The following is a 14805-nucleotide window of genomic DNA, read 5'->3' on the forward strand; positions in this document are numbered from 1 at the left end:
TGGCAAAAGAAAGAATCTACCCAATAAAAACTGCTGCATTTTTAATATACAGCAGTTTTACAATTAAACAGCATATACTTTAGAAACTAATACAGTCATGTCATCTTTAAGCATATTATCACTTAATGTCATAGCTTTTTGTAAAATATTCTCTGATAATTCTCTTGGATCTGTACAACAATCTTTCAAATACTCCTTAAGCCAAATAAAGTTTCCACTATTTAATTTATCTATATCTAAAATCCCATCACTAACACTTATTAAAATGTCACCTGGCATTACTTCTTCTTTTATTACATCAAGCTCCATTTCATCAACAAGACCAAATGGTAAGTTTTTAGAATCTACCACTAATATTTGATCTCCTCTTTTTATAAAGCTTGATGCTGCTCCTATCTTCACAAAATTAACTTCTCCACTATATAAGTCTATCTTACTTAAATCTAAAGTGGCATATTTTTCACTTTCTGAAAATTTCATTCCCATTATAGAGTTCACTGTATTAATTGTTACTTCTTCATCAAATCCAGCCTCCATGAATTTCTCCACTAAATCTACTGTAGATTTGCTTTCCTTTTCTGCATCAGGACCAGATCCCATACCATCACTTAATATTGTCATATATGATCCATCTGTAACTTTTCCAAAACTATAACTATCACCAGTATGTGTTTCTCCTTCCTTAGAAGCCATAGCTCCATAGGAAATAACATTATATTTAGGCATTTCTTCTATTAACAAAGTACATGTATTTGTATCTTTATTTATAAAATAACCATTATCTAAAATGCATAAAGGAATATGCATTATCTCATTAAGCAACGGAATTAATTTATTTTCATAATACTCGCAGTTTTCACACTCCTTCATTATCAATTTTATTTTTACCCTTCCATTTCTATCGGTATAACAGAAAACATCATTATATTCAACTGAATTTTTATTTAACCCCCTTTTTACTATTCTTTCTAAATCGCTACAAATTGTTACCTCCCTTTTAAATTCATCTAATACATTACTTAAACTATAAGATATATTGTTTATATGAGTTGATATAATTTGCCTCCCTTCACTAAATCTATCTTTAATATTTGAATTTACAATATGATTAGTCACTATATCCTGTGCACTTTTTAATAATGTAAAATGTTTTACGCATGAAGATTCTAGTGCCTTTGGCAATATTGGATTTTCTTCTTCAGCACTCTTTATAAGAGTTTGGAAAGAATTATAAGTATTATTAAAATCCCTTCTCCAGCAAGAATTTTTCTTTTCACAATCTATACACACTCTATCAGCTAAACTTTCTACAAATTCACAACTTTTATTTTTAATTAAAAGTCTATCATTATCATCCATGTCTTCTAATGTTTTAGATACCTGATTTAATACACAACTTAGATCCTTTAACTTTAACGTAAATTCCTCCTTTAATTCATTTAAGTGAATTTGGTTTATACTTTCTTGTTTCTTTTCAGTATTTATTTCAAGTTCTATATTGTTATATAAATTTTTAGGTATAAATAAAAATATTGCTAAGCTAGATCCTACTTCTATTATAAATTGAGAATTTATACTTTCCGAATAAAGTCCCAAAGCAAAATAAATTAATATTCCGGATAGAACTGAAAATATTTTACCAGTATCCTTAAATATGCCTATAACTAAACCTCCTACACCATAAAACCCTACTGATGCCATCATATTATTAGATGAACATCCCAAAATTATTCCCATAGCAACACCCATGGTCGCACCATAAGATGCACCACCAATGTATGCAATTGTTACTACCAATAATAAAGCTAGTACATTCCTTAGAGAACAATACTTTATACTTATATCTCCTATACCAGCAACAAATAAACAAAATAATATGGCCATACTTACTATCTCTTCAGATGTAAAAAAGTAATTACTATTAACTTCATCAAGACAATTAAAAGAATACTTAATGATATAGTAAACAGGTAATACCACAAGTGCATTAATTAATGCCAATGTTATGTTAACGCCTAAATCATAGTTATTAGAAAATATTCCATAACCTATGAAGCTTAAAAAAACTATAAAGAAACTTGCAAACTCTTTTTTTCTTTTTTCAGATTTATTTAATACTTCATAATATAATGTCAATGCAGCTGCTGTAATTAAGTAAACCATTCCACCTGGTAACTTAGAGTTTATAGTTACATAACCTAACAGCACTCCAATTGAAGCCATGGCCGTTTTACTCCTATTACACTTTAATCCTATTACTATTAAATAGGCTATTCCTAATGGTGCTATACCATTACTTTCTGTTTGATTAAATAATAAAGTTACTCTTGATAACAATAATCCAGCTATTAATATAAATATCATTCTTGATAATTCCATTTTTAATAAAAAGCTTTTTTTAGCTTTTTTATTCTTATATGCATTAATATTCAATTCATATTGCATATATAGCCCTCCTCTTTTTCCAAATATTGTAATTTGATTATATCACTTAAGATTTAAGATTAATGTCATAAAATATACATTGGAAAATTTTTCGTTGGACAATATATTCTATATTTCTTTTTAATATTAACTGTAAAATTTTTACATAAAATAATGTGAACAAATTGATATATCTAAAGTAATAGTTATTTTTATAATGACTAGTTTAATAAAAAGCAAACATGTTATTTTTATATTAATTTGTCGTTAAAATATGCTTTTTAAAAATTTATGAGGATTTATTTTTTCATAATATATTTTTTTGTGAATATATATAACTTTACATTTATTAATTCATAAATACTTTGTGCATAGTTATCTTTTTGAATAAAAAAAAGCGACTACCACCCTTAAAATAATATTTTTTATTATATCTTTTATTTTTAAACATAAAAAAAGACTTAAGTTTATAACTTAAGTCTTTGGTGCCGAAGACCGGAATCGAACCGGTACGGTGTTTAACCACCGCAGGATTTTAAGTCCTGTGCGTCTGCCAGTTCCGCCACTTCGGCATATATGGTAGCGGAAATAGGACTTGAACCTACGACCCTTCGGGTATGAACCGAATGCTCTAGCCAGCTGAGCTATTCCGCCTTAATTCTTATGGTTGCGGGGGCAGGACTTGAACCTACGACCTTCGGGTTATGAGCCCGACGAGCTACCAGCTGCTCCACCCCGCGATATTATATTTAGTTGATTATGGTGCCGAAGACCGGAATCGAACCGGTACGGTGTTTAACCACCGCAGGATTTTAAGTCCTGTGCGTCTGCCAGTTCCGCCACTTCGGCTTACCAGTTAGGTTATTTCCTAACGACAAAATTTATTATACTGTATAGTTTCTACACTGTCAACATATATTTGATATTTTTTTATCTTTTTTCAAAATTTTATCCTAATAACAGAACAAAATCGCCAAAGAAACTTTAGAGCCGTCGATTTTTTTAGCCATGTCCCCTTTCCAAATGCAACGCAAGAATAATGGTGCGGCAATGATTATTTTTTATTCTTTAGATGTACTTATCATATCTTTAAAATACAGCATTCTATAAGTTGTCCTCAGATTGTTTAACAATATAAATTCCCAAAGAACAAAAAACGCCTTATAAATAGGCATTAAAACCTGTTTATAAGGACTTTATATAACATAATAAACTTAGATATAATAATTAATTTTGCATTAAATTATTATATATCTTTTAATTTACTTAATTATTTGGCTGGGAATTTCTTACCACCCTTACCTTTAAATTCTTGATGTTTTTTAACATCTTGCATTCTTTCTTCACTATCTTTTAAAAATCTAGACATTATGTCTTCAAAATTTCCTGAACCATTTTTCTTCTTTTCAGTATTTGAGTTCCAATCAATTTCAACTGGTTTTACTGATTTTTTTTGAATATTTGCTTGTTTTATTGAAAGACTAATCTTTCCATTGTCATCTATTGAGATAACTTTAACTTTAACTTTATCTTGTTCCTTAAGATGTTCTCTAATGTCTTTTACATAAGAATCCGCAACTTCTGAAATATGAACTAATCCAGTTTTGCCTTCAACTTCAATAAAAGCACCAAAATTTGTAATGTTTACTACTATACCTTCTAATATGTTTCCTGCCTCTAAGGTCATGTTTAAAAGTTTCCTCCTTAAAAATATAAAAATATATATTATAATATTATTAAAAACTATTTTTCAGAATTTGATGTTTGTTCAGAGCTGTTAACTACTTTTTCGCCTGGTTTTATCATTCCAAGTCTTTCTCTAGCTAGTTTTTCAAGATATTCACCTGAACCAGAGTCAATCTTTTCTACTTCATCTGAAAGCCTATTATTTCTTTTAGTTATTTCATCAAGTTGAAGTTGTTTTTCATTAAGTTGTTTTTCTATTCTATCAATTGCCAATCGTTGTCTAACATAACTAAAAACAAATATACTAAGTAATACCATTATTATTATGTTTCTAAATGTTAACTTTTTCATTTGCAGAACCTCTATTTCAAATTCTCTTATTTATATTGTAAACACTCTAAAGGTATTATTCAAGTAATTTTTTTGTGCTATTTACTTTTATCAATTACTTTGTAAAATACTATTTTTATTGGATATATAAGGTTCTTAAAAATTATTCTAAAAAAAGTATTTACTTTTTTTATTACTAATTGTTCTAATGAATAAAAATAACTACTTATAGCTTTCAAGTATATTAAAAGTGATATAATGATGAATATATAAACATATGGAGTTAAAAATGCATAATTAGTATACAATAAAAAAGTAAATATAATTAGAGCAGTAAGTACCCAAAAAAGAATGTCTTCGACAACTGTAATTATTTTTATTGAGTTTAACCCTCTTATGCCTCTATATATATCAAATAAAAAACCTGTTATAAGTCCTGCTATAACACTATACATAAGAAGATTAAACTGCATTGTCAAAGTTAACGGCATTTAGTATAACTCTCCAATTATTTAAACAACCTAGAAATTATACTTTCCTTGCTCTTCTTTACTTCTTTTCCATTGTAAACCATAGAATCAATGCTACCATTTATTATCACATCACCATTTTTAACATCTAGCTTATTCATCTTTAAATCTGAACCTTTAATACTTAGATTTCCCAAAACAGTTGTTAAATCTATTTTTTGACTATCAAAGCTTATAACCTCTATAACACCACTTAATATTAACTTCTGTCTATTTTCTAAAGATAAATTAGAATTTCTATCATTGAGCTTATTTTCATCTTTATTCTCCATAATAAATTCCCCCATATACTTTGTCTTATACAATATATGAAGATATATTTTAATTTATTCATTAGTAACCTTTTTATTTACCTTATAAGATTATAGATTTAAAGAGTAGCCTTTGATAAACACTTATCTAAGCTACTCTTTATCTTCTTGTCCTTCAATAATAACATACATTTCTTTTGCATCTTCTTTTCTTACATGTTCTTTAATATTAACTATTTTAGCTTTTAATATTCTATTTGCAAAAGTTATTTCTATTATGTCATCTTCTTTTATATCTGTAGATGGCTTTGCAACTTTTCCATTTATTGATACTCTTCCACTTTCACAAGCTTCTTTAGCTACAGTTCTTCTTTTTATTATTCTTGAAACCTTTAGATATTTATCTAATCTCATAATTGCTCCCTTGTTAAAAGAACCCGAGAAAACTCGGGTTCATATTTTTTCTATTTATTATTAACCTTATCTTTGAATTCTTTTCCTGGCTTAAATACTGGTACTGTTGTTGCTGGTATATTGATCACTTCTTTAGTTCTAGGATTTCTTCCTTCTCTAGCTGCTCTTTCTCTTGTTTCAAAAGTACCGAAGCCAACTAGTTGCACTTTTTCACCAGATTCTAATGCTTCTTCTACACTTTCAATAAAAGATTTTAAAGCTAATTCCGCATCTTTTTTAGTTAATTTACTTTTTTCAGCCATACTAGTTATTAATTCTGCTTTATTCACAATTACATCCTCCTCAAAATAAAGTTATAACATTTAATTGTCTAACTATTTCATATATGTACTAAATTACACCTCTTTATTATATAGCCAATGTGCCTAAACGTCTATATAAAAATAACTTATTAACACAGATACTGTTACTATAATAAATATTGTAATATAGTTCTTTTAATAATTATTCTTCAAAAACTAAATAAATCCTTTATTTTATTATACTTTTATTTAGTTTTTTTGCTTCTTCCCATAATATATCCATATCTTCTAAAGACATTTCATTTAGATTTAAATTTTTTTCCAATGCCTTGTTTTCAATATATGAGAATCTTGAAATGAATTTATTAATTGTTGAGTTTAATGCTTCTTCTCCATCTACCCCTAAAAATCTAGCTACATTTACACACGAAAATAATAAATCACCAATTTCATTTTCTATATTTTCCTCATTCTCACTAATATATGCATCTTTTACTTCTTTTAATTCTTCTTTTACTTTTTCAAACGCAAAACTAACATCATCCCAATCAAATCCCACTCTTTTAGCCTTTTTTTGAACCTTATAAGCCCTCAAAAGAGATGGAAGTGATTTTGCTATTCCATTCATTTCTTCTGTTAATGTTTCGTATCCTTTTTCTGATTTCTTAAGTTCATCCCATTTTTCAAGTACATCTTTAGATGAATTAACATTCTTTAAGTTCTTAAATACATGAGGATGTCTATAAATCATTTTATCACAAATAGCCTTAACGACATCATTTATATTAAAATAACCATCTTCTTGGCCTATTGATGAATGAAACACTACTTGAAATAAAACATCACCTAATTCTTCAATTAAAGAATCATCATCTTCATTATTTATTGCATCTACTACTTCATAGCTCTCTTCTATCAATGAATTTTTTATTGATTCATGAGTTTGTTCTTTATCCCAAGGACAACCATTTTCGCCTCTAAGAACTTCTACAGTCTCTAATAAATCATAAAAATCTTTTTTGTTATTTAAATCTTTTGGTATATATACTGAAGTTAAGTAATCTATATCTTCTTGCATATCTAATTCATACAGTGGAATTTTTCTAATACTTTCTTCTCCAATTATCCCTGCTGCTCTTACATATACTATTTCAGTTTCATCATCATATTGTTGCAATAATCTTAGCTTTACTTCAGAAGCTATAAGTGGATTATATACTTGAGTAATTATAGTTCCAATTCTTTTATCTAATATTTGATTGTTTATATCAAAGGCATCTATTACTTTTAAACCTTCTATTGGATCTATTGCTAAACTTTCCATCATAGCATCAATAAAACTAACAGCTGGAATGACTTTATAATCTATATTTTCTTTTTTACATAGCTCCATTAAATTAAACACTGACTTTTCAGCTACTAGTGGATGTCCTGGTACAGCATATACTAATTCACCAGATTGCTTATATTTATTTATAATATCATTTGCTATATTGAAATAAACTTCATCAAAACTTTCTTCAGTATCATAGATATAGTCATAAGTTTTAAATTCAATATTATTTTCTGTTAAATAATCTACTGTTGGATGTTTTTCTGTTCTTAAGAAAATATTTTTACAATTTTTTAATTCTTCTATACATCCTATTGTTAGAGCTTCTTTAGCTCCTGGTCCTAATCCTACTATCTTAATCATTGGGAATCTCCTTTTTAGTTTCTTCTAAATCTACTTTTTATTTCTTCTATTTTAAATACTTTAAGTAACATTATTAATATTATATACACTATAATACCTAAAAATATAGATATTAAGCAAGATATACCATTACTTGTTGTACTTTTATAAATAAAATTATAGCTTATTAATACTAATATCATCATTAAAGTTGATGCATATGCTGGCTTTATTAATATTTCATATACATTAAGTTTAATTTTTAACTTCCACCTCATTGCTATTAAATTTAATATAGAAGATACTAAGTAAGCAGTTACACTAGCAATAACTGCACCATAAATATTAAATGCTTTTATAGGCACTAAAATCCATGTTAAAATTCCCTTTATAAAGCAACCTATAAATAAATTAATTACTGGTAATACATAATTGTCTGTTCCTTGTAAAATAGATGTTGTAGTTTGAGTTAAAATTATAAAAGGAATTGATAAAGATAGATATTTTAATATTTCTGCTCCTGCAAATCTTCCTGGGAATATAAATCTCATAATAGGTTCAGCTAAAAAAAATATTCCAAACATACAGGGTATAGCTATTACAGCAGACATTTTTATAGACATATTTATTTTTCTTTTTACTTCAACATGATTCTTAAGAATAAAATTTTCTGCAATAATAGGTATTAAAGATGTGCATAATGCCATTGATAAAGTTAATGGCACATTAACTATTACAGATGCTTTTCCTGTCAATTGAGCATATAAAACAGTGCTTTGCATATTAGTTAATCCTGCCTCTAATAACTTTTGTGGCACTACAATTGAATCTATAAGTCCCATTATACTTCCAACGGTTGCACCTAATGATATTGGAATTGCTATTCTTAATATATCGCTTAAAACATCTGGATTGGTTTTTATTTTTTTTATTCCATATTCTTTTTTAACTTTTTTGTATTTACTAAATAGATATATTCCAGCCATTATAGCACCTGCTGTTGCTCCAAAAGCAGCTCCACCAGCTGAATACTCTATTCCTCTAGGCAATAATATTACTGCCAAGCCTACGCCAAATATAATTCTCCCAATTTGCTCTATAAGTTGTGATGTAGCTGATGGTGACATATTCTGAAACCCCTGAAAGAAACCCCTAAAAACAGTTATAAATGAAATTATAACAGGTGCAAAAGAGATTCCAATAAGAGAGTAATATGCCTTAGGATCCCATTTTAAAAAACTAATAATAGGTTTTGCAAAGAAAAATAGTGCAAAAGTTGTGCCTGTCCCTAAAATAGCCATTAATATTGCTGATTCTTTCATAACCTCAAAAATTCCATTTATATCATCTATTGCATTATTTTCAGAAATCATTTTTGATATTGCTATAGGAACTCCTGATGCCATTGCTACAAAAAACATATATAAAGGATATGACATTTGATAATAGCCTATTCCTTCATCTCCAATTAACATTATTAAAGGCCATCTAAAGAATAATCCTAAGAATCTTGTTAGGATTCCTGCCATTCCAAGAATTAAACTTCCTTTTATTAAGGATTGTTTTTTCATAAAATACCTCCAAACTTCAAGTTATACTAATAATTTTTATTGTAAATTTGAAGGTATTATGACTTTTATTTTTATCAAATAGAAAATTATTTATGTAATCTCTATTGTTCCATTTGTTTTCCTAAAAATGTTGCAGCTGTTTCTGCCAATTTTAATTCTACTTCTCCTAATGTTTCTCCATCTTCCTTAGATGAAATAATTACTGTACCTATTGCATCTCCTTCTGCTAATATTGGAGAAATAACTTGATTTACATATTTGCTTTCATCATCGTCATTATGTAATGGAATAACAACATTTTGACTTTTATCTAACAATACTGTTTTTCTTCCATCCATAATGTCTTCTAATTCTGAGCTTATTTTTCTTTCTATGTAATCTTTCTTAGGTGCTCCACTAGCTGAAATAAATGCATCTTTATCTGCTATTAACACTATATGACCTATAGCTTGTTGTAAGCTTTCAGCATATTCTCTTGAGAAGTCAGTTAATTCTCCTATTGGAGAATATTTCTTTAATATTACTCCGCCTTCTCTATCTGTGAATATTTCAAGTGGATCCCCTTCTCTTATTCTTAAAGTTCTTCTTATTTCCTTTGGAATTACTACTCTTCCTAAATCATCAATTCTTCTAACAATGCCTGTTGCCTTCATTGGTTATTTAACCTCCTTTAAAACTTCAATAATTCTAATTGCAATATTATTATTTGACTTCTTAGAAATTTTATACACTTATAGTCAATTTTTATATAAGATATTATTTTTAGTATTAATAAGGAACAATGTGGTTATAAAGTACTTTATTGATTGGTTCAATTACTCCGCTTACTTTGCTTATGCATATATCACCATTCTGCTAAAACAAAGTCTTTCTTAAAAATAAAAAAATGCTTTTACAAGCAATTTTATTACTTGTAAAAGCATTTATAACTTAAAGTTTAAGTTTATAATTTTTTATCATTTATCTTTACACCAACATCTTTTTTCCACTCTTCTATCTTTTCATTAAATACATTACTTTGTTTAGTTTGTAATAATTGACCTCTGATATCTTCTTTAACATCTTCTAACGGTGTTGCTGTACCTTCTCCCTTATTAGCTACTAATATGTGAGATACTTCTGCACCAGTATCAGTTACTCCTGTTACCTTAATTATATGGTAACCAAATTGACTCTTTATAGGTTCTGAAATTTCTCCATCTTTTAAGTCTTTAAATCCATCCATAAATTCTTTAACATATTTAGTTGATGAATATTCTATAAATCCTAAAGAACCACCATTGTCCTTAGTGCCAGGGTCTTGTGATTTTTCCTTAGCCACTTCTGCAAAATCCGCTCCACCATTTAATTGACTTTTTATTTCATTAGCTTCTTGTAAAGATTTATCAAAATCAATTTCTCCTGGAGTTGAGAATTGAGTATCTTTGTTCTCATCATAATATTTTTGTATATCATCATCATTAACTTCTACATCCTTAACCATGTCTTGATATACATATCTTACTATTGCTTGATTCTTTTGATATTCTTTAAATTCGTCTTCAGTAAATCCATTTTGTTCTAAGAAAGTATTGTATTGTTCTTCTGTTTGATAAGCAGTTTTATAATAGTTTACTGCCTCATCTACTTGCTTATTTAATTCTTCATCGCTAGGTTTTAAATTTAATTCTGCTGATTTAGTTAATATCAATTTTTCATTAACTATAGCATTTAGATATTGTTTTTTTAATTCTTTTAATTGATCTTTTATGTCAGCATTACTTTCATAGTTTTCTCCATATTTTTGTTTTAGAGATTCCGTAATTGATTTTAAGTCTCTATCTAAATCGCCTTGGGTTATTTTTTCTTTTCCTACTGTTGCAAGAACTGTATTTTTTATAGCTTCTGGTGTCTTTTCAATCATTTTACAACCAACAATTGAAAATGCAAGTGTAGCTACTACTACAGACGCAACAATTTTCTTTATTTTATTCAAAATTTTTCCCTCACTTTTTTGTAAATTTTAGCCTAAAAAAATTCTAATATTAGTATAACAATATTATTTTCACAATTCAAACCGTTTATATTACTTTTTTATTAAAATGTTAATTGATTGTATAAGTCTTTAAATTTAAGATTCTAATTTTTCTAAAATTTCCTTTAAAACTTCTAATTTATCCTCTTTTTTTATATTTTGTGTTTTAAATGAAAAATATGGTTCAGTTCCAAATTTAAGAATTATATTTTCTTTATAATTCTCCATAAGTATTTTAAATAACTTCTTATATTCATCTTCACCACTTGCAAATCTAAATCTTATTTCTTTTGGCATTTCTTTTATCTCTTCAATAAATAACTTTTTAGCTATACTTTTTATATAAGCTATATCCATTAAATTATGCACTGGCTCAGGTATTTTAGAATATCTATCCTCTAACTCTTCTTTTATATCATTATAGTCTTCTATATCTTCTATAGCAGCTATTTTCTTATATATTTCTATTTTTTGAATTTCATCTTCAATATAATTTTCAGATATAAATGCATCAATTTTTATTTCTACAGTAGTTTCAATAGGTTCTTTAGATATATCACCTTTAATTAGCTTAATAGTATCTTCAAGCATTCTACAATATAAATCGTAACCTACAGATGCCATATGACCATGTTGAGATGATCCCATAATATTTCCAGCGCCTCTTATTTCTAAGTCTCTCATGGCTATTTTAAATCCTGAACCTAATTCAGTAAAATCTTTTAATGCTTTAAGTCTTTTTTCTGCAACTTCAGTTAATACTTTATCCTTAGTATATAATAAATATGCATATGCAATTCTATTTGATCTACCGACTCTTCCTCTTAATTGGTACAGTTGCGATAACCCCATCTTATCAGAGTTATAAACTATTATTGTATTTACATTAGGGATATCTATTCCAGTTTCTATTATTGTAGTACAAACTAAAACATTAGATTCTTGATCCATAAATGAAATCATTTCTTTTTCTAATTGTCTTTCTGTCATTTGTCCATGTGTAACTGAAACCTTGCTCTCTGGAACTAATTCTTGGACATATCTAGCCATTTCATTTATATCTTCTACTCTATTATAAACAAAATAGACTTGACCACTCCTACCAATTTCTCTTAATATTGCATCTCTTATAAGTTGGTCATTTTGCTCCACAACATATGTTTGAACAGGATATCTTTCTTCTGGCGGAGTTTCTATTACAGATATATCTCTGGCACCAGTTAACGACATATGAAGTGTTCTAGGAATAGGTGTTGCACTTAATGTTAAAACATCTACATTTTTCTTTATATTTTTAATTTTTTCCTTTTGAGATACTCCAAATCGTTGTTCTTCATCTACTATGAGCAATCCTAAATCCTTAAATTGTATATCCTTTGATACTAATTTATGAGTACCAACTAAAATATCTACATTTCCCTCTTTTAATCTTTGTATTGTAACTTTTTGTTCTTTAGCTGTCCTAAATCTACTTACCATATCTATTTTAATTGGGAAATCAGAAAATCTCTTTTTCATATTTTTATAATGTTGTTCAGCCAAGATAGTTGTTGGTACTAATAAAGCAACCTGTTTTCCATCCATAACTGCTTTAAAAGCAGCTCTTAATGCTACTTCCGTCTTTCCATATCCAACATCACCACAAAGCAATCTATCCATAACTTTATCAGATTCCATATCTTTCTTTATTTCTTCTAATGAAGTTAATTGATCTGGTGTTTCTTCAAATGGAAATTCATCTTCAAATTGTCTTTGCCATTGAGTATCTTTACTAAATTTATGACCTTTTATTGTAGATCTAGTGGCATATAACTTCACTAAATCTTCTGCAATATCATTGATTGATTTTCTAACTTTTGCCTTAGCCTTTTGCCATTCAGCTCCACCAAGTTTTGTAATTTTAGGTGATTTACCCTCACTACCAATGTATTTTTGAATTAAATCAAGTTGTTCTACTGGAACATATAGTTTATCACCTTTGTCATATACAATATCTAGATAGTCTCTCTTATGACCAGATACATCTATCTGTTTTATTCCTTTATAGACTCCTATTCCATGATTTACATGGACTACATAATCCCCTGGCTTCAATTCATTAAAGCTTTTTATTTTAGATATACCCTTTTTCTTTTTATTCTTTGGTTTTAATTTTCTCTTTGCTTCACCAAATACTTCTTTATCTGATATAATGCATAATTTATATTCTGGATATTCAAATCCCTTTAATTGATTACCACACGTTATTACAACTTCTCCAAATTGTATTTCCTTTATCTTATCTTTATAAGAACTTTCAACACCTCTATCTCTTAAGGTATCTACAAGTCTTTCTCCTCTGACTTTAGTACCAGATAATATTACTGTTTTATATCCCTTTAATTTTTTGTCTAAGATGTCTTCTATTAGTATATCTAATTGACCTTGATAATTGCTTAACGTTGTTTGCTTTAACTCTATACTCGTGAAAGGTCTTAAAAATTTTTCTGTATTATTTAAAGTTTCAAAGAAAAGTATATTTGATTTCTCAAATTTATCTAATGTATCATGTTCATTAATTAATAACTTTTCTTGACCTGGAAGTATATCTCCTCTTTCAAGAAATGAAGTGAAATTTTCAGCAAACTCTAAATAAGATGATTCTAATTTACCTTTACATCGTTTAACATCATTCATTATAAATAAATAATTTTTAAAATAATCAAAAAAGCTTTCTACTTCTTCATAAAAATAAGGTAAATAACTATCTATAGTTTCAAATGTTAAATTTTCTTCAAGTGATTCTATATTAGATTTAACTACCTTTTCTAATTTTTCTATTCTTTCTTTTTCTTTATTATGTGAAGAAATTTTCTTAAATTCATTTAAAATTGATTCTTTTGCTTTATTCATTGACTCTTGAGATACTAATATTTCTTTTGCCGGAAACACTTTAAAAGATTTAACTTTATCTATGCTTCTTTGAGATTCTGAATTAAAAGTTCTAATAGATTCTATTTCATCTCCAAAAAGTTCAACTCTATAAGGATAAGTTGAACATGTTGGGAATATATCTAATATTCCTCCTCTTACAGAAAATTGTCCCTTTGATTCAACTATTTCTACTCTCTCATACCCACTTTCAATTAATTTTGAAGACATTTCATTAAAATTAATCTCAGCACCTTGTTTTATAGTCATACTATATTTAATAAATAGTTTATGCGGAGCATATGTTGCCATAAAAGAATCTATAGATGTTATTACTATTTTTTTATTTTTATTATTTAATATCTCATTTATTACATTTAATCTTGCCCATCTTAAATCACCTGATACAGCATCTATATTATAAAAAACCGTCTCTTTTACAGGAAAATAATATACTTCATTAGTATATAAAATTAAGTCTTCATAAAGATTCTTAGCTTCCATATCATTTTGAGTAACAATAACAATAGATTTTTCAATATTTTCAAATATTCCATCTATCATATAAGATTTTCCTGAATCTGATAACCCATATATACCTACTGGATAAGTTTTTTCATTAATAGATTGCAATATTTTTTTTAACTCAATACCAGTTTCTAAGGGCTCTAATAACCCTTTTAATCTCATCTTATACA

Annotated in this window: 12 protein-coding genes and 4 tRNA genes; all 16 read right to left on the reverse strand. The window is 27.5% G+C overall.

The window, feature by feature from the left end:
- Nucleotides 1-63: 63 nt before the first annotated feature.
- The 16 genes from spoIIE to mfd all read right to left on the reverse strand — a co-directional run bounded on the left by spoIIE (nucleotide 64) and on the right by mfd (nucleotide 14797).
- Nucleotides 64-2445 carry a stage II sporulation protein E gene (gene spoIIE / locus NG901_RS14245; RefSeq protein WP_252215910.1) on the reverse strand — a complete coding sequence of 794 codons (2382 nt, stop codon included), beginning with the start codon at nucleotides 2443-2445 and terminating at the stop codon, nucleotides 64-66.
- Between the two features lie 462 nt (nucleotides 2446-2907).
- Nucleotides 2908-2996, reverse strand: a tRNA-Leu gene (locus NG901_RS14250).
- Nucleotides 2997-3001: 5 nt separating this feature from the next.
- A tRNA-Met gene (locus tag NG901_RS14255) sits at nucleotides 3002-3078 on the reverse strand.
- Between the two features lie 10 nt (nucleotides 3079-3088).
- Nucleotides 3089-3164: transfer RNA gene (locus NG901_RS14260), tRNA-Met, on the reverse strand.
- A 20-nt stretch (nucleotides 3165-3184) separates the two neighbouring features.
- Nucleotides 3185-3273, reverse strand: a tRNA-Leu gene (locus NG901_RS14265).
- A 421-nt stretch (nucleotides 3274-3694) separates the two neighbouring features.
- On the reverse strand, nucleotides 3695-4111 hold the full coding sequence (locus tag NG901_RS14270; protein WP_252215913.1) for a S1 domain-containing RNA-binding protein: 417 nt from the start codon (nucleotides 4109-4111) through the stop codon (nucleotides 3695-3697).
- A gap of 56 nt (nucleotides 4112-4167) precedes the next feature.
- Nucleotides 4168-4461 (reverse strand): FtsB family cell division protein, encoded by a 294-nt coding sequence (locus NG901_RS14275; protein ID WP_252215916.1) that lies wholly within the window; start codon nucleotides 4459-4461, stop codon nucleotides 4168-4170.
- A 77-nt stretch (nucleotides 4462-4538) separates the two neighbouring features.
- Nucleotides 4539-4931: a spore cortex biosynthesis protein YabQ gene (yabQ, locus tag NG901_RS14280; protein WP_252215918.1), complete on the reverse strand. Its 393-nt coding sequence runs from the start codon at nucleotides 4929-4931 to the stop codon at nucleotides 4539-4541.
- Nucleotides 4932-4948: 17 nt separating this feature from the next.
- A complete protein-coding gene (yabP, locus tag NG901_RS14285) occupies nucleotides 4949-5242 on the reverse strand; it encodes a sporulation protein YabP (protein WP_252215920.1) in 294 nt (97 codons plus the stop codon).
- Nucleotides 5243-5374: 132 nt separating this feature from the next.
- Entirely contained in the window at nucleotides 5375-5635 is a 261-nt protein-coding gene (locus NG901_RS14290) for an RNA-binding S4 domain-containing protein (protein ID WP_252215921.1), read from the reverse strand.
- 50 nt (nucleotides 5636-5685) lie between these two features.
- Nucleotides 5686-5964: a non-specific DNA-binding protein Hbs gene (hbs, locus tag NG901_RS14295; RefSeq protein WP_003374604.1), complete on the reverse strand. Its 279-nt coding sequence runs from the start codon at nucleotides 5962-5964 to the stop codon at nucleotides 5686-5688.
- Nucleotides 5965-6166: 202 nt separating this feature from the next.
- Nucleotides 6167-7633, reverse strand: coding sequence for a bifunctional methyltransferase/pyrophosphohydrolase YabN (gene yabN / locus NG901_RS14300; RefSeq protein ID WP_252215924.1), 1467 nt, complete (start codon nucleotides 7631-7633; stop codon nucleotides 6167-6169).
- A gap of 14 nt (nucleotides 7634-7647) precedes the next feature.
- Nucleotides 7648-9183, reverse strand: a complete 1536-nt coding sequence (locus NG901_RS14305) for a putative polysaccharide biosynthesis protein (RefSeq protein WP_252215927.1) — start codon at nucleotides 9181-9183, stop codon at nucleotides 7648-7650.
- Between the two features lie 101 nt (nucleotides 9184-9284).
- Nucleotides 9285-9836 carry a stage V sporulation protein T gene (spoVT, locus tag NG901_RS14310; protein ID WP_252215930.1) on the reverse strand — a complete coding sequence of 184 codons (552 nt, stop codon included), beginning with the start codon at nucleotides 9834-9836 and terminating at the stop codon, nucleotides 9285-9287.
- Nucleotides 9837-10126: 290 nt separating this feature from the next.
- Nucleotides 10127-11158 carry a peptidylprolyl isomerase gene (locus NG901_RS14315; RefSeq protein ID WP_252215932.1) on the reverse strand — a complete coding sequence of 344 codons (1032 nt, stop codon included), beginning with the start codon at nucleotides 11156-11158 and terminating at the stop codon, nucleotides 10127-10129.
- Between the two features lie 135 nt (nucleotides 11159-11293).
- Complete coding sequence (gene mfd, locus NG901_RS14320) at nucleotides 11294-14797, reverse strand: transcription-repair coupling factor (RefSeq protein WP_252215934.1); 3504 nt, start codon at nucleotides 14795-14797, stop codon at nucleotides 11294-11296.
- Between the last annotated feature and the right edge of the window lie 8 nt (nucleotides 14798-14805).

This window comes from Clostridium sp. CMCC3677 (assembly GCF_023845585.1).
Taxonomy (GTDB): Bacteria; Bacillota; Clostridia; order Clostridiales; family Clostridiaceae; genus Clostridium; species Clostridium aquiflavi.

What these genes read in the sequence shown, in the direction of transcription:
- NG901_RS14305 (WP_252215927.1), bottom strand. Translation starts at nt 9,183, where the DNA reads ATGAAAAAACAATCCTTAATAAAAGGAAGTTTAATTCTTGGAATGGCA.
- yabP (WP_252215920.1), bottom strand. Translation starts at nt 5,242, where the DNA reads ATGGAGAATAAAGATGAAAATAAGCTCAATGATAGAAATTCTAATTTA.
- yabQ (WP_252215918.1), bottom strand. Translation starts at nt 4,931, where the DNA reads ATGCCGTTAACTTTGACAATGCAGTTTAATCTTCTTATGTATAGTGTT.
- NG901_RS14275 (WP_252215916.1), bottom strand. Translation starts at nt 4,461, where the DNA reads ATGAAAAAGTTAACATTTAGAAACATAATAATAATGGTATTACTTAGT.
- NG901_RS14290 (WP_252215921.1), bottom strand. Translation starts at nt 5,635, where the DNA reads ATGAGATTAGATAAATATCTAAAGGTTTCAAGAATAATAAAAAGAAGA.
- yabN (WP_252215924.1), bottom strand. Translation starts at nt 7,633, where the DNA reads ATGATTAAGATAGTAGGATTAGGACCAGGAGCTAAAGAAGCTCTAACA.
- spoVT (WP_252215930.1), bottom strand. Translation starts at nt 9,836, where the DNA reads ATGAAGGCAACAGGCATTGTTAGAAGAATTGATGATTTAGGAAGAGTA.
- mfd (WP_252215934.1), bottom strand. Translation starts at nt 14,797, where the DNA reads ATGAGATTAAAAGGGTTATTAGAGCCCTTAGAAACTGGTATTGAGTTA.
- NG901_RS14270 (WP_252215913.1), bottom strand. Translation starts at nt 4,111, where the DNA reads ATGACCTTAGAGGCAGGAAACATATTAGAAGGTATAGTAGTAAACATT.
- spoIIE (WP_252215910.1), bottom strand. Translation starts at nt 2,445, where the DNA reads ATGCAATATGAATTGAATATTAATGCATATAAGAATAAAAAAGCTAAA.